Source organism: Dawidia cretensis, assembly GCF_018598175.1.
Lineage (GTDB): Bacteria > Bacteroidota > Bacteroidia > Cytophagales > Cyclobacteriaceae > Ohtaekwangia > Ohtaekwangia cretensis.
The window spans coordinates 172,071-196,978 of sequence record NZ_JAHESE010000003.1 but is presented as its reverse complement, the minus strand read 5'-3'; the positions used below and the strand labels follow the sequence as shown (position 1 = coordinate 196,978).

19 protein-coding genes are annotated in these 24,908 nt (G+C 51.1%); 9 read left to right on the top strand and 10 right to left on the bottom strand.

Annotated elements, in window-relative coordinates:
- Positions 1-11: 11 nt before the first annotated feature.
- Positions 12-3,071 (bottom strand): SusC/RagA family TonB-linked outer membrane protein, encoded by a 3,060-nt coding sequence (locus KK062_RS05975; protein ID WP_254083346.1) that lies wholly within the window; start codon positions 3,069-3,071, stop codon positions 12-14.
- Positions 3,072-3,392: 321 nt separating this feature from the next.
- On the opposite strand from KK062_RS05975, the gene KK062_RS05970 reads away from it, so the two are divergent.
- Positions 3,393-5,228, top strand: a complete 1,836-nt coding sequence (locus KK062_RS05970) for an alkaline phosphatase (RefSeq protein WP_254083345.1) — start codon at positions 3,393-3,395, stop codon at positions 5,226-5,228.
- Positions 5,229-5,232: 4 nt separating this feature from the next.
- On the opposite strand, the gene KK062_RS05965 is transcribed toward KK062_RS05970, so the two are convergent.
- A complete protein-coding gene (locus KK062_RS05965; RefSeq protein ID WP_254083344.1) occupies positions 5,233-5,853 on the bottom strand; it encodes an FMN-binding negative transcriptional regulator in 621 nt (206 codons plus the stop codon).
- A 127-nt stretch (positions 5,854-5,980) separates the two neighbouring features.
- Positions 5,981-6,475: a YdeI/OmpD-associated family protein gene (locus KK062_RS05960; protein ID WP_254083343.1), complete on the bottom strand. Its 495-nt coding sequence runs from the start codon at positions 6,473-6,475 to the stop codon at positions 5,981-5,983.
- Positions 6,476-6,788: 313 nt separating this feature from the next.
- Here KK062_RS05960 and KK062_RS05955 point away from each other — a divergent pair, with 313 nt between their 5' ends.
- The 5 genes from KK062_RS05955 to KK062_RS05935 all read left to right on the top strand — a co-directional run bounded on the left by KK062_RS05955 (position 6,789) and on the right by KK062_RS05935 (position 13,902).
- A complete protein-coding gene (locus KK062_RS05955) occupies positions 6,789-7,508 on the top strand; it encodes a ferritin-like domain-containing protein (protein WP_254083342.1) in 720 nt (239 codons plus the stop codon).
- Positions 7,509-7,520: 12 nt separating this feature from the next.
- Positions 7,521-8,306 carry a ferritin-like domain-containing protein gene (locus KK062_RS05950; RefSeq protein WP_254083341.1) on the top strand — a complete coding sequence of 262 codons (786 nt, stop codon included), beginning with the start codon at positions 7,521-7,523 and terminating at the stop codon, positions 8,304-8,306.
- 51 nt (positions 8,307-8,357) lie between these two features.
- A complete protein-coding gene (locus KK062_RS05945) occupies positions 8,358-8,744 on the top strand; it encodes a hypothetical protein (RefSeq protein ID WP_254083340.1) in 387 nt (128 codons plus the stop codon).
- Between the two features lie 484 nt (positions 8,745-9,228).
- Positions 9,229-12,447 (top strand): SusC/RagA family TonB-linked outer membrane protein, encoded by a 3,219-nt coding sequence (locus tag KK062_RS05940; protein ID WP_254083339.1) that lies wholly within the window; start codon positions 9,229-9,231, stop codon positions 12,445-12,447.
- Positions 12,448-12,654: 207 nt separating this feature from the next.
- Complete coding sequence (locus tag KK062_RS05935) at positions 12,655-13,902, top strand: RagB/SusD family nutrient uptake outer membrane protein (RefSeq protein ID WP_254083338.1); 1,248 nt, start codon at positions 12,655-12,657, stop codon at positions 13,900-13,902.
- A 934-nt stretch (positions 13,903-14,836) separates the two neighbouring features.
- Here KK062_RS05935 and KK062_RS05930 read toward each other — a convergent pair.
- The 6 genes from KK062_RS05930 to KK062_RS05905 all read right to left on the bottom strand — a co-directional run bounded on the left by KK062_RS05930 (position 14,837) and on the right by KK062_RS05905 (position 18,661).
- Positions 14,837-15,088: a helix-turn-helix domain-containing protein gene (locus tag KK062_RS05930; RefSeq protein WP_254083337.1), complete on the bottom strand. Its 252-nt coding sequence runs from the start codon at positions 15,086-15,088 to the stop codon at positions 14,837-14,839.
- A gap of 181 nt (positions 15,089-15,269) precedes the next feature.
- Positions 15,270-16,139 carry an AraC family transcriptional regulator gene (locus KK062_RS05925; protein WP_254083336.1) on the bottom strand — a complete coding sequence of 290 codons (870 nt, stop codon included), beginning with the start codon at positions 16,137-16,139 and terminating at the stop codon, positions 15,270-15,272.
- Positions 16,140-16,193: 54 nt separating this feature from the next.
- Complete coding sequence (locus KK062_RS05920) at positions 16,194-16,478, bottom strand: hypothetical protein (protein WP_254083335.1); 285 nt, start codon at positions 16,476-16,478, stop codon at positions 16,194-16,196.
- 31 nt (positions 16,479-16,509) lie between these two features.
- Positions 16,510-17,139, bottom strand: a complete 630-nt coding sequence (locus tag KK062_RS05915) for a Type 1 glutamine amidotransferase-like domain-containing protein (protein ID WP_254083334.1) — start codon at positions 17,137-17,139, stop codon at positions 16,510-16,512.
- A 124-nt stretch (positions 17,140-17,263) separates the two neighbouring features.
- Entirely contained in the window at positions 17,264-17,794 is a 531-nt protein-coding gene (locus KK062_RS05910; RefSeq protein WP_254083333.1) for an SRPBCC family protein, read from the bottom strand.
- A 114-nt stretch (positions 17,795-17,908) separates the two neighbouring features.
- Positions 17,909-18,661 (bottom strand): arylamine N-acetyltransferase family protein, encoded by a 753-nt coding sequence (locus tag KK062_RS05905; protein WP_254083332.1) that lies wholly within the window; start codon positions 18,659-18,661, stop codon positions 17,909-17,911.
- 258 nt (positions 18,662-18,919) lie between these two features.
- Between KK062_RS05905 and KK062_RS05900 the strand changes: the two genes are divergently transcribed.
- Both KK062_RS05900 and KK062_RS05895 read left to right on the top strand, forming a co-directional pair.
- Complete coding sequence (locus KK062_RS05900) at positions 18,920-21,052, top strand: response regulator (RefSeq protein ID WP_254083331.1); 2,133 nt, start codon at positions 18,920-18,922, stop codon at positions 21,050-21,052.
- A 233-nt stretch (positions 21,053-21,285) separates the two neighbouring features.
- Positions 21,286-23,883, top strand: a complete 2,598-nt coding sequence (locus KK062_RS05895; RefSeq protein WP_254083330.1) for an ABC transporter permease — start codon at positions 21,286-21,288, stop codon at positions 23,881-23,883.
- A gap of 13 nt (positions 23,884-23,896) precedes the next feature.
- On the opposite strand, the gene KK062_RS05890 is transcribed toward KK062_RS05895, so the two are convergent.
- On the bottom strand, positions 23,897-24,382 hold the full coding sequence (locus tag KK062_RS05890) for a GyrI-like domain-containing protein (RefSeq protein WP_254083329.1): 486 nt from the start codon (positions 24,380-24,382) through the stop codon (positions 23,897-23,899).
- Positions 24,383-24,537: 155 nt separating this feature from the next.
- Here KK062_RS05890 and KK062_RS05885 point away from each other — a divergent pair, with 155 nt between their 5' ends.
- A complete protein-coding gene (locus KK062_RS05885; RefSeq protein ID WP_254083328.1) occupies positions 24,538-24,873 on the top strand; it encodes a YciI family protein in 336 nt (111 codons plus the stop codon).
- Positions 24,874-24,908 lie beyond the last annotated feature (35 nt).

Here is a 24,908-nt window from a genome sequence, read left to right as displayed (position 1 = left end):
GCTGTGTACAATTAAAATGAAACATTTAAACCGAACACGATTGAACGTGCTTTCGGATAGCTGGCGTAATCAATACCAAACGAATTGGCATCTTCGATCCGGCGACCTTCTGCATTTGCTTCGGGATCATACCCGGAGTAATCGGTTATTACAAAGAGGTTCTGACCGGTAACCGACAGACGCAGCGACTTGATCCAGTTACCGATGCCCAGCGACTCGGGACTGAAGTTATAGCCCAGGGTGGCGTTATTCAGACGCAGAAAAGCACCCTTTTCCAAATAGCGTGTCGATACGCTGTTCGCGTTGGTAACGTCTTCGTTTGAATATCTCGTAGCCGCATCGGTTGTATTGCGGCTCTTGGCCAGCTGGGCACGCGAGAAGTTCAGATTCGCAGTACCGTTGTAAATTTTGTTGCCGCTCAGGCCGTTGAAATTCACCGACAGGTCGAACCCTTTATAGGAAGCTCCCAGGTTGAAGTTGTAAAGTTTGTCGGGCAACGCTGTTCCGGAAATATAGCGGCTTTCGCCATCTTCCCCGGGCTCGAGGTATGTACTAAAGCCATCTTCGCCGATACCGGTAAATTGTTGCAGGAAGAACGTGCCGATGGGCTCGCCATTTATATAGCCGTTTACGGAAGCCGAGGTGAGGCCGCCTCCGGAAATACTGCCGGAAGGGATCAACGTAGCCGGCGAGTTGCGCACTTCGTTTTTAATGAATGTAATGTTACCGCCTACATGGAAGGTGAAGTCAGCTCCGGCGTCATAGCGGTAGTCGAGTGCCATTTCCGTACCCTCGTTGACGATCTCCATGTCTTTTACGTTGCGCCAGTAAAACAAGGCCGGCTGAATCGGGTCGGGTACCGTAACCTTCAGCAATACGTTGCTTGTTACCTTTCGGAAGTAGTCCACCGAGCCTGTGAGCGCTCCTTCAAAAAAGCCAAAGTCAAGTCCGACATCTGTTTGCTTGGAAATTTCCCATTGGAGGTTCGGGTTCGCGTAGTTCTGAACGATTGTGCCTTGCGGCGCGGAACCGTCGGGAAAGAATGGATAACTATACCCTGCGCCGGTGGCAGTCAGGTAGCGTGCAAACGAAGCTTTCGGCTCGATCTCCTGGTTACCGGTCTGGCCCCAACCGGCGCGCAGCTTCAGTGTATTGACCGGGATGGTCGCCATGAACGGTTCCTCGGAGATGATCCAGCCCGCCGCAAACGAAGGGAAGGTACCGTATTTATTGTTGTCTCCGAACTTCGACGAGCCATCCGTACGCACGGTGGCCGTCAGAAGATAGCGCTCTTTGAAGATATAGTTAAGACGGCCGAAGAAAGACTGCAGCTCGTTCTTGACGGCTTTTCCCAACGGGCGGTTGTTATCTGCAGATGCCGTCAAATCGATCTCCGAGCCAAGGCCGGGGTTATAGCGGGGCTCGATACCGGAGATCGGGAAGGTAGAAATGCTCCAATGGCGCGTTTTCGATGTGATCTTCTGGTATGAATGACCTGCCAGTAATGTGAAGGCATGATTCCCCTTCGAAAAATTGTAGGTCAGGTAATGCTCAATCAGGCTGTTTGTGTTATTTGTGAAATACGAGTCCAGCCGGCCTTCCTGGGCGGGATATACGCTCGGCATGCGTTGCACATCCTGAATCGCGCTGGTCACGTCGATACCGACATTAAGCTTATACACCAGGCCTTCGATGATGCGGAATGACGGCGAGATATTACCGATGACACGGTTCGTCTCGGTGATGTCCTTATAGGTATTGAGCATCGCCAGCGGATTTATCGGGTCTTGGCGCTGGTAAATTCCACCGACACTGTCGTAGGCCGGCATGGTCGGATTCGCGGTAAGCGCTGTGTTGACGAGGCTCGAAATCTCGGGGCGATCGTTGCGGGTGTGCGACGCGTTCAGGTTCATGTCCAGGGAAAGACGATCGTTCAATCCCTTTTGGCTGACATTGATGCGGCCCGTGTAACGCTTCAGATTGCTGTTCTTCAGGATACCTTCCTGGTCCTGCATCCCGAGGGACGCGTAATAGTTCATCTTCTCGGCTCCGCCGAAAAACGCCACATTGTGGTCTTGTGTAGTGCCTGTACGCGTGATCTGGTCCTGCCAATCTGTATTGCCGCCGAGATCGATCACGGCTGCGCCTGTCTGCGGCACTGCCTGGCGAAATTCGTCGGCGGAAAAAACATCGATCTTACGGGCAAGTTTTGATACACCGTAGCTCGCCGAGTACGTTACACCGGACTGGCCGGTTTTGCCGCGCTTGGTGGTGATCAGCACAACGCCATTCGCGCCACGAGCACCATAAATAGCTGTCGCGGAGGCGTCTTTCAGCACGTCGATCGACGCGATGTCCTGCGGGTTGAGGAAGTTCAACGGATTGGTCGTACCGCCGTTGTCAATCCCCATACCGGCGGTGTTGCTGTTATCCAGCGGTATGCCGTCAATGACGTACAACGGCGTGCTGCCGCTGCGCACCGTACCGGGGCCCCGAATCGTGATGTTTTGCGCTGCCCCGGGCTCGCCGCTGGCAGACGTGACATTGACACCTGCTACTTTACCTTGCAGCAGCTGCTCCGGCGAGTTGACGATACCTCGGTTGAAATCGTCGGCCTTGACCGAGCTTACTGCACCTGTTATGTCGCGTTTGGACTGTGTGCCGTAGCCCACGACGACCACTTCGCCGAGCGTCGATGCATCGGACATCAGCTGGATGTCGATGGTGCTCTGCGTACCCACCACGACCGATTGGCTGACCGTACCTACAAAGGTGAATACCAACACCGCGTTGGAAGACCCCACCGTCAGGCGATAGTCACCGTTGGCGTCTGTTACTGCACCATTTGTGGTACCTTTCTCCATTACGTTTACACCGGGCAGGGCTGCGCCGGTTTCATCCGTAAGTTTACCTGTCACGGTCAGCGATTGCACCTGCTGTTGTAAAACGGCAGCGAGCAACGGTCGGGGGTTCGCCCCTGCAAAAACGGCCAGCGCCACCGCTACGATATATTTATCGCAGCGACGCCGTAAACTGCCACGTTTTTGGATACGTTCATAGATGTTTGCCATAGGCTGATAGTTTAATTGATTATTATGATTGGAAGTTATGGAAGCTTTACGAGATGCGTAAATCTGTGGCACCTATATTTTGGTGCGCAAAGAAGGTCATTTGCTACGGGAGAGAAAAAAACACGTGTTATCGTTTTATGAACAAACCTTTAACGCGCCTTCACATGTTTATTGAATGTTCATTCAATAAATCATAGCAATCGTTCTCATAACTGACTACGAAGCCGGATCACCTCATGCTTCATACGTTAATTAACACCCCGTTAACCTGAACATCCTGCTGTAGCTGCTATATTGCCGGCTTTTAATTACTCAAGCCTCATGAAATACCTTTCTGTAGCACGCTTCAGCTTCCTTCTTTTCCTGGCAACCGTGTGCCGTGCGCAACAACATTCCGGCACCGGGCTCATTCATGCACACAACGACTACGTACATCCCATTCCGTTTCTGAACGCGTACTACCAGGAAGCAAGCTCGATCGAAGTGGATATATTCTTGCATAACGGCCAGCTGTGCGTGGCGCACACCGAGCAGGAAATCGATCCAAAAAAAACACTGGCGGCACTATACCTCACCCCTTTGCAGGAGAAGATCCGCTTCCATGGCGGCAAGGTATACGCCAAGGGTAAGCCGCTGAATCTCATGATCGATTTGAAAACGCCTGGCGCCACGACGGTACCAGCGCTTGTCAAGGTCCTACAAAAATATCCTACGCTGACTTCGTGCCCGTCGCTGACCATTACGCTGAGCGGCAGTGTGCCGGAGCCGACCACCTGGTCTTCTTACCCCACTTATATTCACTTCGACGGCCGCCCCGCCGTGCACTACACACCGGAGCAGCTTGCCCGCATCAGCATGATGAGCGACGACTTTTCGCAGTATACCATCTGGAACGGCAAGGGGGTGATTCTGGCGAAAGACCGGACGAAGATCGAGGACGTGATTCAGTCGGTACATGCCCGTGGCAAGAAATTCCGTTTCTGGGCGACGCCGGACGTGGTCAATGCGTGGATCACGCTTGGCAAGCTGGGCGTGGACTATATCGGCACGGATAAGGTGGTCGATCTCAACGCGTTTATGAAAGAGACTCCGCATGTGACCTATACGAATGCCGATGTGCACTCCGTGGCCCCTGCGCCAGTATTGCCAGCCAGCACGGCGGTGGCCCGTAACATCATCTTCCTGATCGGTGACGGCATGGGCCTGGCGCAACAGTATGCCGGGTACACCGCCAACCACGGCGCGCTGAACCTGTTCACCATGCCGGTGGTGGGGCTTTCGATCACGACGTCGGCCGACCGTTATATTACGGACTCGGCTGCCGGCGCGACGGCCATGGCGTCGGGCAAAAAGACCAACAACCGCGCGGTGGGTGTTGACTCGCTGAGCCGCCCCATTCCGTCTATCATCGCCCCGCTTCGGCAACACGGTTTCCGAACGGGGGTTATCTCTACCGGCGACATTACCGATGCTACCCCCGCGGCCTTTTATGGGCATTCGGCTGACCGTGCCTCCAGCGAGGTGATTGCCGCTGACTTCCTGACCAGCGACATTGACGTCCTGATCGGTGCCGGCAGCGCGCATTTTTTACAGCGCAAGGACGGCCGCGACCTGCGCGGCGAGCTGCAACAGAAGGGCTATACAGTCGCTACCGATGTTCGTACGCTCGACACGCTGCGGTCGTCGAAGTTTGTCGTGCTGGATAATACCCTGGGATTGTCCATGAAACAAGGCCGCGGTCCGCTGCTGGCCACCACATTGGATAAGACCCTGCAGACCTTTAGCGCGGGGCAGTCACCATTTTTTATTATGGCCGAAGGTGCTCAGATCGATTGGGGTGGCCACTCGAATGATATAGAGTACGTTGTACGGGAGATGTTGAACTTCGATGAGGCGGTGGGCCGCGCGATGCAGTACGTCGCGAAACATCCGGAGACGCTGCTGGTCGTTACGGCAGACCACGAAACGGGTGGGCTTACGCTGCTGGACGGTGATCTAAAGAAGGGCCACATTCGCGGCCACTTCAGCACGGACGACCACACCGCCACACCCGTGATGGTGTTTGCGTATGGCGCAGGGGCTTCCAATTTTGCCGGTGTTTACCAAAATACCGAGCTGTATAAAAAAATGCTGAAGGTACTGGGCATCCAGCCCTAGGCTGTTACTCCCCGGGATGCGGATTACCGCGCATGTAGCCGGCAATCTGGCGGGCCGCACCGTCGGTGCTGGCCGATAGTGTATCGATAATGCGTTGCTGCTCTTGTTCCGTTTTATTTTGGCTGAGCTTCTTGCTGCCTTGCAGGTCGGTGACGACTATATCGAAGGGTACAATGCCGTTGAGCATCCGCAGCTTGTAGTCTTGCGACAAGCCAGCCCATTGCTTACGATATCCTTCTTCGTAGGTATCGATCATTTTCTCTAACGCCTCGAAGGCCTGGTCCCGGTCGTTGATGATCGTGGCCGCGCCATACGCATGCACGGCAACGTAGTTCCATGTAGGCACGCTTTGCTCGTTGTCGTAGTGTGTGGGCGAGATATAGGCGTGTGGCTCGCTGAAGATCACCAGGTTGACCCGGTCGACAATTTGGCGCCATTGTGTGTTGGCTTTGGCGAAATGCGAGGTGAGAATGACTTTATCTTCGCGGGTTGACACGGCAAACGGCAGGTGTGTTGCCAGCGGCACGTTGTCTTTCGCCGTCACAATGGTAGCGAAACTATAGTGTTTCATGAAGTCGAGCAGCTCGACGGTATCGGTAGCGGCAAATTGGTTGGGGATATACATATATTATTTTGAGGCAGTGTGTTATACGGAGCCTGGCAACAAAAGTTTTGGCAAACAAAACGAAAACCGCTATGATCGTGGGGGCGTCGTTATGCTGTTCGTCCGGCGGGTGAGCGTTGTCCGTTCTTTACTCCCGGTTATCCGCATCGAAACGTTTCAATCCAGCCTGCAACCTGTTCACGGTGCTGGCCAATCTCTCAATCTTCGTTTCTTCTTTTTTGGCGGTATAAATCCAATCGATATAGGCCTTTTGTTCGGCTTCGGTGAGCGACTGATAGAATTTCCAGGCGGCGGGCTCATCGCGCAGGCATTGAATCATTTCGCGTGGTGCTTTTACCGGTGTTTCGTCAAGGTATAACGTGATGTGTACAGTGTCGCCGGCTTCCTTCTTAATCTGTTTACGTATCTCCGCTTTTATCGGCAGGAATAGTCGACCGTCGCGCATGGGCATCAGGTTGTACTGGCTGATGTCGTAGTCGTCGATGGTGCCGCGTACTTTTACCATACCGAAGCGGCGCTTGATGTCGGGGGTGATACCGGGCAGGCAGACGAATGTCCAGCCACCCTTGCCAGGGAAACGTTCGAGTGTAAACTTTCGATTAACGAGGGGCTTTGATTTCATGTCGGTACTACCGTGCTGATACTGTTACCAAGATAAATGTTTGTTGTGACAGCCCCATGGTAAGAGGTGTTTTTTATGTAGATGTTTTACCTCACGATGGGCAAATGTGTAGAATTAATAATCACACTCTTCATTTATAGTATAGAAATTACGTTGTGAATACGATTCTTCTGAAATCTTTCCACTTTTCGAAATCCAATTCTCTTCACAACCTCGTAGTTACTGACATGAATTTGAAACTGGCAGCCGTTGTATGCTGATGGTAACAACTTCTGTAGTTGTTCTATTTTTTTTAATTAAAACCTCTCTACACATGAACAAATTAACGATTCCGAAACTCGTTCCGGGCGAACTACGTCCGCAGGGTTTAATGACACCGTTGAAGCGTGGCGCGTTTCTACGGTACCTCGGTGTCTCGGCGGCTGCCACGGGCTTACTACTGGCCGGCTGCAGCGACGATGATGACGACAAAGCGCCTTCCAGCGTCGATCTCGGTAGCGGCGACACGGGTATTCTCAACTATGCGTATTTGCTGGAACAGCTGGAAGCAGCCTTCTATGTAAAGGTGATTAGCTCGCCTTATGCTAACATGCCTGCCGAGGAAAAAACGTTGCTTATGGAAATACGCGACCACGAGCTTGCACATCGTGATTTCTTCAAGGCCGCCCTGGGTAATGCTGCTATTTCCGGTAATGTGGAATTTGACTTTAGCACGATTGATTTTACCAGCCGCGCCAGCGTACTGGCTACCGCGCGCGCGTATGAAGACCTGGGCGTATCGGCCTATAACGGTGCCGGCGTTTTACTGGAGAGCCCCGACTTTCTGCTGATCGCCGGTAAGATCGTGTCGGTGGAAGCACGTCATGCTTCGGCTATACGCGACCTGCTCAATCCTTTTACGGCCGCCTTCTCCGGCGACGACGTTGTGACTCCGTCCGACGGTTTGGATGTGGTCAGGGCACCGTCGGCCGTACTGGCCATTGCCAGTACCTATGTTAAAACTACGGTCGTTTTTGACAATCTCCCTTCTTAACCCCCTCGCAGCATGAACTTATCACGTATATTCAAAGCGATCGAATCGGTCGACCCCGAAGTATATGAGCGCACGAGCAATCGTCGCTCCCTGTTTGGCAACCTGGCTTCCGTTGGCGTGAAGGCAGCAGCAACGGTACCCCTGATTCTGGGAAGCTCACTGAAAAAAGCTTATGGCAAAGGCAAAGCGTCGGTGGGCGATGTGCTCAATTATGCACTGACGCTGGAGTATCTCGAAGATGCCTTTTATGAACAAGGGCTTATGGCCGAAGGATTGATTCCTGAAAACCGCCGTGTCATCTTCCAGCAGATCAGTAAGCACGAAAGCGCACACGTCCAGTTCCTGCTCGGTGTGCTCGACTCGATGGATGTTACCCCCGTGTCGAAGCCGGAATTTGATTTCACCGCGAATGGCGAATATGCAACGGTATGGAGCAGCTATGCCGTGTTCCTGACTTTGTCGCAGGCGTTTGAAGACACAGGAGTACGCGCCTACAAAGGCCGGGCTCAAGAGCTTGTGGGCCAGGCGGCGTTGACCGCGGCGTTGCAGATACACTCCGTCGAAGCGCGCCATGCCTCGATGATTCGTCGCCTACGCGCAGAGAAAGGCTGGATCACCAGTGCCGAGACCAATGGCGTGCCCACTGCCGTCTACGCCGGCGAAGATGTGACGATGCAAGGGACTGTTGATATCACCGGACTTGGCTACACTACCGCCGCTGCCACGCAGGCATTTGATGAGCCGCTTACACCCGATCAGGTGTTGGCCATTGCTGGTCCATTTATCGTGGCTTCGTAGTCAACACTATTCCAAATCAAAGTATAGACCAATCATTTTAAATCAACTCATATGAAAAAAATCCTCGTATTGATCGTCGTTGCCCTGGTGACTTTTAACGCAGCCCAGGCGCGTCGTTATCCGTTGTACAAAAAAACCACTGTCTCTGACAATTGGAAAAAGTCTCCGGAAAGTACCTGGGAGGGCAAAGACAAGGTATGGTATAAGCTCGATAAGCAAGCCAGGCTTTGGTGGTCGAAAGATGGCAAGAAGTGGGAAACTTCCAAGGACCAAACCTGGCAGGATAAAGACGGAAAATGGTTGAAGATACACGACAAAAAGCTTGTATGGTCAATGGATGGCAATACCTGGGCCGAGGTGCCGGAGTGGTCGTGGGCCAGCCCAAACGGTAAGTGGTATAAGTTCGACAAAGACTGGAGTCTTTGGGTGAAGGGATAGATTTTCGTTAGGTTGCTTTAATCGAACCGTTTAGTTATTAGGTTTTAAGTTTTGTTTTGGGAGGGGTTATCCGGTCTGGATAGCCCCTTCGTGTTTGTGCCTGAACCTGGCGTTTTCCAAAGGATATTTGGTTGCGGTAATTGATCGGGAAAAGGTGTCCTTTTATTGGATATAAATTTGGCTGGATTTATTGGCTCAACAATCGACCATTTTTACACCACAGAAGGTCAGGCTTCAGTCGATGCCGTTATAACTGGTTAGTCTCCTTTTCGGTGCACTTTTTATGCAATCGATCTCTTTTTTGAACTAGCTGGTCGAGTACGTGTATATTTTGGGGAAATCGCTCTAAACCAGCTGTTTTCGCAGAAAATATCTTATACCTATGTATGATTTCTGACTCATTACTAAATGAGTTCCTACCAATAATTAGTACCTTACTAATGAGAAAGTTTGGTTGTTCCGGGTTGGTCTCAAACTTACCATTATGCGTAAATGTACTGTTGCTTTTATGCTCGTTAGCGCAGGCCTACTGCTTAACATTTCCCTGGCACACGGGCAAGGAAGCTTGTCACGAAAGAATATTTCGGTTCCGGAAGGACGCATGTCCCTGATGGACATCTTCCGCGAGGTGCAAATGCAGGCCGGCTTCATGTTTGTCTTTCAGCCTACCCTGGTCGATCAGTTTGAGAACCTGGCGGTGCCTGGAGGCAGCCATTCCGTACAAGAATTCCTCGAGATCGTATTACGCGACACCCCTGTAGGGTTTGAGGAGAACGGTCGCAACATCATCATCTTCCGCCGCCCGGTCACGTTCGACATCCGCGGCCGCGTACTTGACCCCGAGACCGAGGAAGGCCTGCCCGGCGTGACGATTTATATCAAGAATTCAAACAAGGGTACGCACTCGGAGCCTGACGGAAGCTTTGCTATTACCGCGACGAAGGATGACATCCTGGTGTTTTCGTATGTGGGGCGAATCACCAAGCAGGTGACGGTGAATGAGCATACGCCGAAGAAGATTGTGCTTCAGCCGATGACGTTGCCGGAGGTGATGATCAATACCGGATATTATCCCGTGACGGAGGCGGAGCGGATTGGGAATATCTCGACGGTGACGTATAAGGAGCTCGAGCGGAGCCCGGTTGTTAATTCGTTGCAGTCTATACAGGGACGATTGGCGGGTGTTTTTGTGGAGCAGATATCGGGGCTGCATGGCAGCGGGTATAGGATTCGAATACGCGGTCAGAATAGTTTGCGCGATGAAGGGAATGAGCCACTTTATATCATCGATGGGGTGCCTTATCCATCGGCGTCGATGACATATAAGACCAATGCTCACCACCTGCCGTTGGCTAACTCTTTGAGTCTAGTCCCCTTGTCTAATATCCATCGCATTGACGTGCTGAAGGATGCTGACGCGACGGCTATCTATGGATCGAGAGGTGCGAATGGCGTAATCTTAATTAACACCAAAGGCCCCACGAAAAGTGGTTCGGGAGCGGAAGTTAATATCAACACCGGTTTTAGCCAGGTTGGACACTATGTTGACCTGCTCAACACGCAGCAGTGGCTGGCGATGCGACACGAGGCATACACGAATGATCGTGACACAGAGAAGATGGATTCAAAAAATTCTCCGGACGTACTTCGTTGGGATACTACTCGCAATACCGATTGGCAGAAAAAATTAATCGGTGGCATTGCTCCTGTCACAAACGCTGTTGTTAATCTTTATGGCGGCGAAGAAAACACGAAGTTCTTTTTCTCCGGAAATTTCTACAAGGAGGGCGGCGTCTTTCCAAAACGTTTTGATTATACACGCGGTTCGGGCCTTTTTAATATGACGCATCAATCAAAAAATAATCGTTTTCATGCTAACATGATCTTTAACTATGCCGCCGACGACAACAACCTGCCTGTGATTGACATTACTCAACAGGCATTTATTCTGCCCCCCACCGCACCCTCGCTATATGATCCTACCGGGCAACTGAACTGGGCTGATTATACCTGGTATAACCCGCTAGCATATTTGGAATACACCTACCGGGCACAAACCACTAATTGGTCTGCTCACACCATGCTAGACTATGAACTGTTACCTGGCCTGGTGCTTAAAGCCAACCTGGGACAAACGGTTTTTACCCGAAAGGAAACAATTATCCTGCCGAAAAGATACTACTCGCCTGCGATCCGCGATTTTCAAACGGGCGAACATTATGAATCCAACAACACCCTCCGAACCATTATCGCAGAGCCCATCCTGGAATATGGTCGCAATCTCTGGCAAGGTAAATTCAAAATTTTGGTAGGCTCAACGTTTCAGAATATGACGCAAGACGCGCAAGCCACCAGCGGAACCGGTTACACGAATGATGCCTTCATCAGCGATTTGGGCGCAGCTCCCACGTTGAAAGCATCAGAACCCATCGCGTGGCTATACCGGTACGCGGCAGCTTTCGGCCGTATGAACTACAACTGGCGGGAGAAATATATTCTGAACGTCACGTTACGGCGTGACGGATCCAGCCGGTTTGGCGCCGGAAAAAAGTTCTCTAATTTCTGGTCGGTCGGGGGCGCCTGGATCTTTACACAAGAGCCATTTTCGGACAAACTGACGTTTTTGAGCTTTGGCAAGGTTCGCGCTACCTATGGCGTCACGGGCAACGACCAGATAAGCAACTACGGATATTATACCGGGTATGAGGAAACTCTTCCTTACGGTGGCAGTAGCGTAACGCCTATCCAACCGAACAATGCGTTATATTCCTGGGAGACTACCCGCAAGGCTGAAATTGGACTTGCATTGGGTTTCTTCCGAAACAGAATACAGGCCGACTTATCTTATTACCGGAACCGATCTTCCGATCAACTTCAGATGTCGCAGGTATCTACCGTAACGGGTTTTGCACAGGCAAACCTTAACCTGCCTATTATCGTACAAAACTCAGGATTTGAGTTTTTAATAAGCACAACGCAGCTAGACGGCCGGCGTTTCTCATGGACCACCAGCCTGAATTTTACATTGCCCTACAACAAACTGGTACGATACGACAATCTTGCAGCTTCTGCAGATTCCGCGCGCTACATTGTCGGAGAATCTCTCAACAGCAGAAAAGTCTACAAGGGTTATGTGGACCCGGTGACGGGTTTATACGCTTTAAAGGACATAAACGGTGATAATATTATTGATCGACGCGACCGCTATACACTGGACCGTGATGGCACTCGCTATTATGGCGGCATAGACAATACTATCCGCTTTCACAATTTCCAGTTGGATATATTAGTTCAGCTTGTAAAACAAACTGCCTCAACCTACGAAGCCAACACAGGCCCTGCGGGACCTAGGGGCAATACCCCCTCTGTGGACGTCCTGGATCGCTGGCAACAACCCGGCGATAACACAAACATCCAGCGTTTTACTGTAAGCAATGAAGGCGCTAATGCATTTGATAAAGCTATGACAAGTGACATTGCGTATGGTGACGCATCGTACATTCGGTTTAAAAATGTGTCACTGTCTTATAATCTCAATACGTCATTCACCAAACGCCTAGCTGTGCAAGGTGCCAAAATTTATGTTCAGGCTCAGAATCTTTTTACGCTCACCCACTACGTAGGGGTTGACCCGGAAACTATTTTTACGACCAATCTTCCTCCGTTACGAACCATTGTTGGAGGTATCCATTTAACTTTTTAAATTTAAATTACGTTGTCATGCATTATGAAAAATTCCCGGTTCTACCGATCTAGCTGTTCGCGATTCGTTACCTTGCTTTTCATAAGCGTCGTACCAAGCTGTGATTCGTTGGTAGACGTCGATCCGCCCGGCACACGGCCTTCACCCGATTTAATATTTCAGGATGATCTAACAGCCGTCACGGCCGCGCGGGGAATGTACAGTGAAATGTCTTCCGAGCCTTATTTCAATAACGCAGGTATCAGCCTTTTGACCAGCCTGTCGACGGACGATATGAAAACGCTGCCGGCAAGCGAAGAAAAGGACCGCGCACCTTTTGAAATCAACAACATCTCCTCTGCTAACCCACTGGTAAAGGAATACTGCTGGCAACCGGGCTACCGTTATGTCTACCTTGCCAATTCCGTTCTTGACGGTCTTGCCGCTTCGAAGGGGGTCACCTCTGTCATGAAAAATCAATTGCGCGCAGAGGCATTGTTTATCCGGGCTTTTTCTACGTTCTATCTCACTAACCTGTTCGGTGCCATCCCCCTGCCCACCACCACTGAACTCACTAAAAATCTACACATAAGCCGATCACCCTCCTCAGACGCATATAACGCTGTTTTGTCAGACCTACTGGAGGCTCAACAGCTATTCTCGATTGATAAAGAGCTTTCTCTTACAAAAGATGCTTATCCCCGCAGCCGGGCGAACTACTGGGCAGCAACGGCATTTCTCGCCCGCGTATATTTATATCTGGAAAAATGGACGGAAGCCGAGCAACAAGCAACAGCGGTGCTTGACCAAACTTCACTCTTTGCCTTGAGTAACGACCTCGACAGTGTATTTCTGGCAAACAGCCGGGAAGTTATCTGGCAGCTTCTGCCGGTCGTGAAAGACGGCCGACCAAGCGGGCCATACGACGCTCAACTCTTCCTCCAGCGACTAAACAAAAGACCCCTTATTCACCTAACAGAATCGTTCCTGGAGACGCCCGAGCCTGGCGACCAACGGCTCGTACATTGGGTGGACACGGCCCATGTATGGAATACCAATACCGTTTATCACTTTGCCAACAAATATCAACAGCCTAATGGTCAGGATCAATTTCACGTCGAATTGCGACTGGCAGAGCTGTACCTGATACGTGCAGAAGCGCGTGCACATCTGGAGAATCTATCCGGCGCAGTCGATGATGTGGACATGATCCGCCGCCGTGCGAGCCTTGCGTTATTTAAAGGTCAATCGATTACCCGTGACGCTCTATTACAGAAAATCGCCCAGGAACGACGCATGGAACTTTTCGCCGAAGGCGGACACCGCTGGTTAGACCTTAAGCGGACAAACCAGGCTTCCGCAACGTTGTCGCTAATTGAATATAAAAAATGGCAGGATACAGATGAACTGTATCCTGTCCCACAATCTGAAATTGTCAGCAATCCCAATCTTGGTCCTCAAAACCTGGGATATTGATCACCGCCTATTGATTTTTGTACATCGGTATCACGCAAGGGCTTCCCAAATCATTCTGCTTTCTAATCGGACAGATACTTCCTTCAATCATTACTGAACATTGTAGTGTTCCACTTGAAACACATCCCGGGTTCGAATTCAATATACACCCACTCGGTGTCATCGCGTAATAATTAATAACCGGCTCACTTTTCTGGCCAAAGATTGTGCCCGCAACGGCAATGGTGACAGCGGCTGACACTGTCAGTAGATTTGAAATGTTCATAGGGTTTAAATGTTTTAATTAAAAATTGCATTTCGTAGGGGCTCCTATCCCTACTTATCCGAATATACTGACAACATTTAATAGTTTCCCCAAAAATTATACTTTAAATATAGAATTAGGGAAACACCCTAGGTATTTAATATATATGTACTATACATTTTCATTTTTCGGGTAAAATATTACCTGGAAACGATTTCGGGATTTGTGTTTTCTTATACCTTTTTGTGGAAAATGAGTCATTGTAGTAGGATAACTACAAATAGGCTTATCCGTATAGTTGTCTTTATCTATAGGCCATACAACGCCGTATGAGAAATATTACCGTCGGGAGACGGGGTGGGTACTTGTGCGTTAAGAGAATTACGCTAGCACAAACAATATAATATTTCTTTAAAAACCCTAACTAAAAAACTTAGTTCAGGTATAAAAAATTACGTTGTATAAATTCAAGCGAGATTTCTAAAACCTTGGTATCTGCCGGGATAATGCATAGCGCAGTTGCATTGCTGGGAGTATATATTCGAATTATTTCAAGGAAATTCCCTACGTACTGATGGAAGCATCAAGCTTGTGATCCAATATGCAAGCATTTAAGGGTTTATGGACTGATCGAAGCCTGGCGAAAGAATTACACCAACGGCAAAAAGATCATCAGTTACCTGGATGGTTTTAAGCTTCTGAATATTTAAATAAATCGACAGGCGTTACATTATAATACGCACACAATCGCGCTAACTGCGAAACCCGTATTTCATGCGTTCCTTCCTCAATCGTCTCTAATACCTCCGCCTTTATCTGGACGGCTTTGGCAACCTCTGTCAGATCTTTCTCTGCTGCCTCTCTTAATCGCTTTAAATTCCCCCCTATCGTCTTTAAACTCTTAGCCAAAGCGTCTTCAAATTCCTTGTCGATCTTTTCCATGGTGTGCGGCGTCTAATCGTTTATGTCAACGGTACAATAACCGGTTCTGTGCGACAAATAACGGAAGATGACATTACTCGTGTCACCATCATATATGTGGTAACAGCCCTAGCAGGCGATAATTTATATTAATCGAAAAAGCTTATACCGGACGATTGTTTTAGATACACAGTTGTACTCTCTAGGGGTATGCCAGACCGAGTATTTTTTCTTTCTCCTTTTTGGCATCCTTTATTGCCGTGCGTTCGGGAAAGTTTTCGATGAGCTCGTTGGATTGCTGGTGAAATTGTTGGGGAGAGCAACCGGCAAATTCGCGGAAGGTACGAATGAAGTGGGATTGGTCAGCATAGCCGTGCTCGAAGGCGATGTCAGAGAGCTTATCGTACTGCCCCTCACGCAGACGGTCCAGCGCTGCCTGAAAGCGCCCGATGCGTGCAAATAGTTTTGGTGAAATACCGATATGTTCGCGGAAGCGCCGTTCGAGGCTACGCTCGGAAATGCCCAGGTCGCGTTGCAATAACGGCAAGGATACATCACCACGGGCACCAGCAATGTGCGATGCTATCTGCTGGGTACGAGCGTCAATGCGCAGGGTGTTTTGCTGAATGAGGTAGAAGAGGTATTGTGATAGTACTTCGATTTGTTCTTGTAGGGTCCGTGTATCGAGCAGGCGCTCGGGTAGGTTGAAAAGCTCCCGGCGTGACAGCCCGCCGAGGTCTGTACAGCTGTTCGTCAGCGCGTCGGCGTCAAGGCCAAAGACCGTACGTAGGGCGTGTGGCTGAAAGTATACACCAATTTGTCGGAACTGTTGCGGTGTATATAGCTCGCGGTGGCTGCTTGCCTGCCCATACAAAAAGCATGCGGGAAGCTTTTTTTGGTCCTGGTCATAGAAGTTGGTGCCACTCAATTGTTGAAAGATCAGACCGGGACAGCCGTCCGCAATGGCGCTAAAGGTTTTCAGCTCGTCACCACAATCCTGGTTCTCAAGCGTCCAGTAATACCGGACGTAGGGCTTGAGGTATTCAGGGGGCGGTATCTGCTGAAAGTGCATATAGTTTAAAGATACGGCTTTACCATGAAAAAGTTGTGGCCTCCTACTGGATCGCTACTCAAACAGCTCCAGTAGCGTGTGAGGCCAGCTGGACGGATCGCTGCCACTATCGCTATCATCGTCGCTAAGCACGATGGCATAGAAGCCTGACTCGCTCATCAGCCGGATGATGGCCTGCGTGTGAACAAAGCCTGTGTTACACTGGACCCGCAGGATGCGGTCGCAGTCATCCAGGGCAAAGTTGGCCTTGTATTCCGGGAAGCGGGTGTGGATGCACACCAGCAGCCAGGTCGCGTCGGCGGCGTCGGTCACGTTGGTTTTAAAAACTTCTACCGTCATACGTGGTATGTTTTAAGGTTGATGCCTTGGTTTAGTAGATCTGCTGTTCGTCGCCCTGGATGACCACTACCTGCATGTCGTCGAGTGCGAGTGCGTTACATCCTTCGGCCAGCAACTGCTGGTTGGTTTTGGCAGCGCTGGCAGCGAAGTCATCATTGTCCATGTGGGGTACGATGACGGCTTGTGTCATGCCGAGTCCTTCCCAAATAACCTCCGGCGCTTCTGCCGGGTCGTCCATAGCGTCGAAGGCCCGGAGGGTGGGTCCGGCCACGATCGCGCCGGCGCTCCATCCGGCATATACTTTGCCCAGTCGCACCAGCGCGGGTATGATCTCATCGGCGCCACTTTCTTTCATGATCCAACGCAAGTAAAATGTGTTGCCGCCGCCGACCCAAATCACGTCTTTGTGGATCAGCTTTTCGCGTAAGGCCTGTCCCTGGCAGTGACGGAGGTCGATGGTCTCCACGTCAAATCCATGGTAGGTAAAGGCATCGCGGGTGGCCTTAACCCAGCCGGCGGAATCAGGGATCACGTCGGCGGCGTTTTCGATGGCGGCCACTTTAATTTCCTTCGGCAATTTGCCGGCAAGCCGTGCCAGGGTAGCATACTGTTCGTCGGGCAAGCCCAACGAGTATAAGAAGAGCTTCGGTATTTTAGGCATAACATTGATTTACTCCAAAATTATACCTGCCCGGGTTATCCCGCAAGAATATACTGCTCCCATAGCTGGATTTGTGTCGGTCAATATATGTAACTGTGCAGGTTCCTATAAAGGCGCTGTCTTCTTATTTTTCCTGTACATCTTTCAGGTTTTGTAAGGTTATCTCCAGGTCCTTGCCCAGGATCTTTTCAAAGTTTATGAACAACAGCATGATGTTCATGGGGTATTTCATACCACTCTGAAAGGCCCAGGTAACGTTTGTTTGATCTGGGGAAATGCTTTGGAACGTTATGATCGAGTCGGCCCGTCCTTCAAATGGTCTGACGAAACGTACTTCAAGCTCTACGCGTTCATCTGCCATCAGGTTTTTGATTTCCTGTTCGCCCTGCCCTACCTGTTTCACGTCGCTGTCCCATGCGTATACAAAGCCCACGGTGCCGTCGGTGCCGCGGAAAGTTTTACGGGAATGTGGGTCTGCCATCACCCATTTATTATAAGCATCCTGGTTCCGAATCTGACTTACGTAGTCGTATATCCCAGCACGTGGGCGGTTAATCGTAATGGACCGCTGTAGCGCGTATTTCTTCCGGACAAATAAGGCTACGATCAGGGGAAGTGCGATAACGGCAAGAAGGATGCTAATAAAGGTGGTCATGGGTGTTGATGTTTTATCCTGGGTCAAAGATACTATGCTCTACGGCCGTATCGGGAGGGGTGAATGTGACAATCGGCGGGGTGCGGCGAGACAAATTGTTGTGTGCGTGTGTGGCTACAACGCCAGACCGAATTCGGACCGAAGGACTTCCCTCCGGTGGTCTTCGCTGCTGATCTCAGAAATGAGTCGCTGCTCATGGCGTTGCTCGATAAGCCGGTCATTGAACAGCGTAATCCGGCCGGCATCGGTAGGACGTGTGCAGACGATGTTTTTGACAAAGTACGAGTCCGGATTGATTTGTTTGTCGTAGCAGCTGGGCTCGAAGTCGCTGACGTTATGGGCGTCGAGGGTAAAGGTATATTTGGGCTGAAAGGTATTGCCGTCAGACGACATGGCCAACCGGTAGCCATCGTTATGCGGATCGATGCGGAAGTAGTTTCGGCCATCGTGCTGCACCTTGCCGGGTGCAATTTCCAACGGTGTGACGAAGAGGTCACCGAAGCCTACGTCGAGTAGGTAGTCGGTGTCTGCCTCCACCACCACAACGGCCATGTGATCAAAGCGCGGACCGGGCGTGCCTGTATCGTCAAAGATGCTGGCCGATATCATGAACCCACGAAAGCCCACATGTTGTAGCAGTGTAAAAAAGAGGCTGTTTAGCTCATAGCAAAACCCGCCTCGCTGTTGGTTCACAATCTTGTCGTATACCGCTGCCGTATCGAGGGTAAATCTTTTTTTATAGTGTACGTCGAGGTTTTCGAAGGGCACCTGAAAAACGTGTTGACGGTGCAATTTCGTGAGAGTATCGGTGTCGGCGGTAAGGGTATGCTCAAAAGCGATTCGGCCCAGGTACTGTGTAATGTTCATGGGAACAATGTTTTCTATGGCTGGCTCTGGCTAAAATCATCGACTATCAATTTTACGAAATTCCTGCTTTTTTCCATGCTGCCGGCGCTATGTATTCTGTATGTTGGCCGGGGCAAGTTGAGTAAATATGTACGCAAACTGCCGCCGATGGGCCGTGGCGCCCGTGACCAGACGCTTGTTTCTTTTCATGGGGGGATGAAATTTAGGCGTGGGATATGGCCGGATTTTGTACCTTCGGTCTATAAAACCCAACTCTCTATGCGGTGGCTCCTCTGCTTTCCGGTGTTTTTTATTGTGTTTACTGCGCATGGGCAAGACGCTATGCCTGCACGCGCTCGTCGTCTTGAGCATCGCATAGCCGAGCAACGTCGCTCGCCACAGGCCGGTGACGATCTGCATGCCCTCGCCGGCGAGCTTCGCCAACTGACGTTGACCAACGCCGACAGTGGGCGTTATTACCTGGGACTTCTTGGAAATTTGTACGACGTACACCGTCATGACAATGTTGTGGCGGCGCATTATTTCATCTCCGCCGGGCTATACTTCCGCCATCAGGGTCAACCCAAGGCTGCGTTACCGTTCATGACCTCGGCGTTGGATTACCTCGAATCCGGCACGCCTGATTCTACTTATGCCACCCAACTACTCAACCTTGGCGACACCTATCAGGCCCTGGGCGATCCCAGCACTGCAGAAGATTATCATCGCCGAGCCCTGCGATTATTCGAAGCAACCGATAACATTCCAGGGCATGGGCAAGCGCTGTATGGTCTTGGCAGTGATCTGCTGGCGCAAGAGCAATATCGCCAGGCGGAAAAACACTTTCGTGCTGCCCTTAAGCTGCAAGGTTCCAAACAAGACGCTCCGGCGCTGATGGCTACACACACCGGGCTTGCCCGCGTGTACGTCGGCATGCGCCGTTCGAGCAAAGCCATCACGCATTACACCCAGGCACTGGCGCTGGCACAGACTCACCAACGCACTGCCGAGACGTTGGCGCTGATGACGGAATTGGGTATTTACTACGCCGAACACCACAATGCCGAGAATGCCAAAAACTATCTATTGCAGGCGTTACCCTTAGCCTATATGGCCGGTGACACTACGACCACTGCGCACATTCGCGCGACGATCGCCACGCTGAATTCCCGGCGCCGCGGCAGCGCCGACGAACGTGTCCTGCTGGACGATCTGCTGGCGACCACACAAACCGCTGATACGCGCGCCTTTCCGGAAGCTTATTACCGCCTGGCGCAGTGGTATGCGCAGCGGCGTCAATTTGACAAGGCCTATACGCAACTGCATGCCTATCTGCAACTAAACGATACGGTGCACGGTCAGGAAGCGCGGCAGGTCTTGCAACGCCTTGAAGCGCACTATGCCGGGACGCAGCAGGCATTCGAGCGCCGCCAGCTGACGGCGGAAAATTATGCGCAAGCCCTGCAACTGCAATTGGATGAACTCTCCGATCAACGCACTCTATTTATCGGCCTAAGCAGTTTGTTGTTCGTGCTGTTGGTCGCCGGCGTTGTTTACCACACCCGCGTGCGGAAGCGTTACGCTCAAGGTGCGTTACAAGAAATAGATATGCCCAAGCCCCCGTCATTCCCGACGAACTTGCCGCATATCACCTCCCCCAGCCTGCGGCCGATGCTGACCGAAGCCGAGGCTGACGCACCTTCGGTTACTACCCTGGAAGCGATGCTCGCTGTTCAAGATGACGACGCCAGCCGCCAGGCGTTGGTGTTGGTTGTTACTGACGATGCCGATACCCGCACGCGTATTACCAATACGCTGCAAGATCATTTTCGCGTCGTTACCGCTACGGATGGGCTGGACGGCTGGGAAAAGGTTTATACGCAAGTACCCGATCTCGTGCTCTGTGAAACGGTCATGCCCCACTTGAGCGGCAATGCGCTCTGTGAGCGCCTGCGCGATGCCACGGCTACCAGCCACATACCGGTTATTATGCTGACTCCCCATGCGGACGAAGAAATACGGGTACAGGGTCTGCAGGCGGGGGCTGATGCTTATATACTCAAGTCGTTTGAGCCGAAGGAGCTGCGTGCGCGCGTACAGCAGATCATCGAGCAACGCGAGGAGCTGCGGCAGTTGCTCAGCGAGCAGGTTGCTTTGCAAACGCACGACATCTTTCTGTCGGATCCTGAATCCGACTTTATCAATCATGTGACCCAACTGCTCGACGCGCACGCTACGGATGCAGGTTTTGGTGAAGAGGAGTTTATCGCCGCAGTGGGACTGAGCCGGATGCAGCTGCACCGGAAGTTAAAGGCGTTGACGGGTAAGTCGACCACTACTTTTCTGCAAGACTTCCGATTGACACGGGCCAAACAATTTCTAGCCGAAGACAAAGGTATTCAGATTAGCTGAGATTGGATTCCACCACGAAGTCGTCTTCGAATGGTACCCACGTAGCACTCGCTTGTTCGTAGGTATACCGCCCATGCCGGGTTGTTGGGCTGCTCATTTCCGCCCGGACATTGTTCAGATCTGAACAATGCTGCTTCTATATCATTGTTTGCCTGGTCAATTTCGCCGATTCCGGTTCTGGCACAGTTATCGTTATTCCTACATTTAGGAAATAATTTTACACCAGAACGACGATGCCTGGCCCTCCTGGTCTGTTTATGCGCTTTTTGCGTTGGTTTTGCCAGCCGAAGCTGTTGTCTCACATCGAAGGCGACTTGCTGGAGCTATATCATGAACGGTTGCGGAGGCAGGGAAAGCGCCAGGCTGATCTTCGTTTTATCGGTGATGTTATTCTCCTATTCCGGCCGGGTATTATCCGGTCTGCCTTTGAACGTACAACACAAACCCCTTATGGTATGTATACTAGCTATTTTAAAATCGGCTGGCGAAACTTGCTTCGCCACAAAGGGTATTCGCTCATTAATATCGGCGGCCTGGGAGCCGGTATGGCTACGGCGTTGTTGATCACCCTGTGGATCTATGACGAGCTTTCATTTAACAAGTATCATGACCACTATAACACCATTGTACAGGTAGAACGCTCGGAGACCTGGGATGGTACCGTTGAAGTGAATGGAATCCACACCACGGGATTAGGATCTTTATTACGTGGCGACACGTACGACGCGTTGTTTGAACGCGTCGCAATGGTCCGGGCCAATCTCGAAGAACGTGTTGTCGCTGTGGGCGAGCGGAAGTTTACCCAACAAGGATATTTCATGCAGCCCGAGGGCGGTGAGCTCTTCAGTCTGCGTATGAAATATGGATCGCGCGACGGGTTAAAAGATATGAAGTCGATTCTGCTATCGGCTTCTTTAGCCGAAAAACTCTTTGGCGATATCGATCCCGTGAACCAGGTAGTGACGATGGATGCGCAGGCCGAACTAAAGGTGATGGGTGTATATGACGACCTCCCACGCAACACCACGTTCCATGAAGCAAGCTATTTTGCTCCGCTCGATCACTATCTGGGAGGCCAGGGATTGGAGACATGGGACAATTACCACATGTATATCTATGCCCAACTGCGTCCGGGTATTAACGTAGCGCGGGCCTCGGCTGTGCTTCGAGACATTATGTTGCCGCACCTCGATGCCGAACACCTGCAGCACAAGCCGGCCGTATTTCTGCAACCGATGTCCCGGTGGCACTTGTATTCACAGTTTGAGAATGGCATAAGTGTAACGAGTGAACGGTTGCGTACGGTTTGGTATTATGGTATTATCGGCGGCTTTATCTTATTGCTGGCGTGTATCAATTTTATGAATCTGAGTACGGCGCGGTCGGAGAAACGGGCGAAGGAAGTGGGCATCCGGAAGTCGATTGGTTCTTACCGGCTACAGCTCATCCAACAGTTTTACGGCGAGTCGTTTTTGATGGCGGGGTTGAGCTTTGTTGTGGCACTGGCACTGGTAGGACTGACGTTACCGTGGTTTAATGCCATTTCCGACAAGGCTCTTACACTGCCCTGGAGCAGCAGTATTTTCTGGCTTGCCTGCGTAGGCTTTACAATCTTTACTGCGTTTCTCGCCGGCAGCTACCCGGCGCTATACCTTTCTTCTTTCAGCCCTGTAAAAGTACTGAAGGGCACTTTTAGGGCCGGACCGGCAGCGTCCGCGCCACGGAAGGTGTTGGTTGTGATTCAATTTAGTATTTCGTTGATGTTAATGATTGCCACCCTGGTGGTACATCAACAAATTCAGTTTGGCAAGAATCGAGCGTCGGGATATACCCGCGAAGGGCTGCTTTCGCTGCGGGCTGCAAGTCCTGAATATGCAGGACGTTATCAGGTGCTGCGCCAGGAGTTGAAGAATACCGGTATGGTGGAAGAGATGGCAGAGGCTAACTACCCGGTGAACAGCACGAAAGGTTGGAATGGCGGTTTTTCATGGAAGGGTCAGGCTATTGAGCCTAGTTTCAACACGATCTTCGTCTCGCACGAGTATGGCAAAACGGTGGGCTGGGAGTTTACCGAAGGGCGGGACTTCTCGCGTGACTACGTTAGTGATATACAAGGTATTGTCATAAACGAATCCGCGTTGCATTTGCTTGGCATGAAGCATCCTGTGGGAGAAAGCCTGGTATGGGGTGAACGGGGCACGTACAAAATTTTGGGTGTGGTAAAAGATATGATCAAAGGATCGCCGTTTGAGAAGACGGATGCTTCGATCATCTTTCTCTCTGAAAATGACATGCGGTGGCTCTATATGCGTCTTACCCCAACGGTCAGTCCGCACGAAGCGATACCCGCCATACAACATGTCTTTGCTACGTTGATTCCGTCGGCGCCATTCGATTATACATTTGTGGACGATATCTATGCAGCTAAGTTCGCTGCCGAGGAGCGCATCGGCCAACTGGCTACCCTCTTCAGCGTCCTGACGGTTGTGATCAGCTGCCTGGGGCTTTTCGGGCTGGCATCGTATGTTGCCGAGCAACGCACGAAGGAGATTGGTATTCGCAAAGTGCTGGGCGCGTCTGTAACATCTCTGTGGCAGATGCAGTCACGTGACTTTGTACGGCTGGTGGTGATTGCCTGTTGTGTGGCCCTGCCGTTGTCATTTCTGGTCATGCAACGCTGGTTAGAGCATTATGAATATCACACTACACTGGCATGGCCTGTGTTTGTCTTTGTGGGCGGCGGAGCATTGGTGTTGACACTGCTGGTCGTGAGCTACCAGGCCTTGCGGGCGGCGGTGACGAGCCCGGTGAAGAGCTTGCGGTCGGAATAAAGGTTGAATAATTCTATCTGGGCCGGATCGGGATCCATATCTCTTCTTCAGAATCCGGATGCTCGTTTTTATATTTCTCTCCCAATATTTCAAAATGTGGGCGATCATCGAGGACATAGTCTGACGCCGGGAGCCACTCCTGAAAAATATATTGGAACGTGGGCATGAACGCACTGGGAGGACCGTGATGTATGAAAACGGCGTAGTATCCTTCGAGGCTAAAGGGCTCCATGCCGGCGGGAATGGTTGTTATGTCAGACACCTCGACGGCTGCCCATCGGTCGAAGGTTATGTGAGGTGTGAATGCCTTTGGAACCCATCCGTGATCGTAGACCTGAATGGAGTATAGGTCAGTGCCCACGATGTTTGATATCTCACGGCGGCGCAGCATAAAGGTGCGCCAAAGATCGGCTGTACGGTTTTCGGCAAGAGTCATGCGGACGTGCATGCCCATTAGTTTTTTGGGGAGTAGCTGTTCGATACGCGGTGCGGTATTCATGCGGGTCGAGATATCATTACGTTTTATGGAATTTCCTCAAAAGTACGCTTAATTTGTCTTGTTCATTGATTGAAATATTTTCCTGGATGGTTGTCCAATTCCGGCACTGTCGGTCATTGTCCGTTAAATTATCTTCAACGCTAAACAAAACATGTATGCAAGAATTCGCATTGTTATTTCGCCAACCAAGCTACGACTACAGTCAAATTTCGCCGGAAGAGATGAAGGAACTTTCAAAAAAATGGAAAGACTGGGCCGGCGGTATTGCCGCGCAAGGCAGGCTGGTATCCAATGGCCCGCGGTTGGGTGATGCCGGCAAGGTGCTCAAAGCGGGCGGCGTCGTTACTGACGGTCCGTTTGTAGAGATACGCGAGCGGCTGGGCAGCTTTATCGTTGTGAAGGCAGAAAGCCTGGAGGATGCTACTACGCTAGCACACGGATGCCCGGCACTGGATGCACAAGGCAGCGTAGAAATACGCCCTATCATGTAATCTTATCTCCCGTAAGAACCCTGCCTGCTATGGGC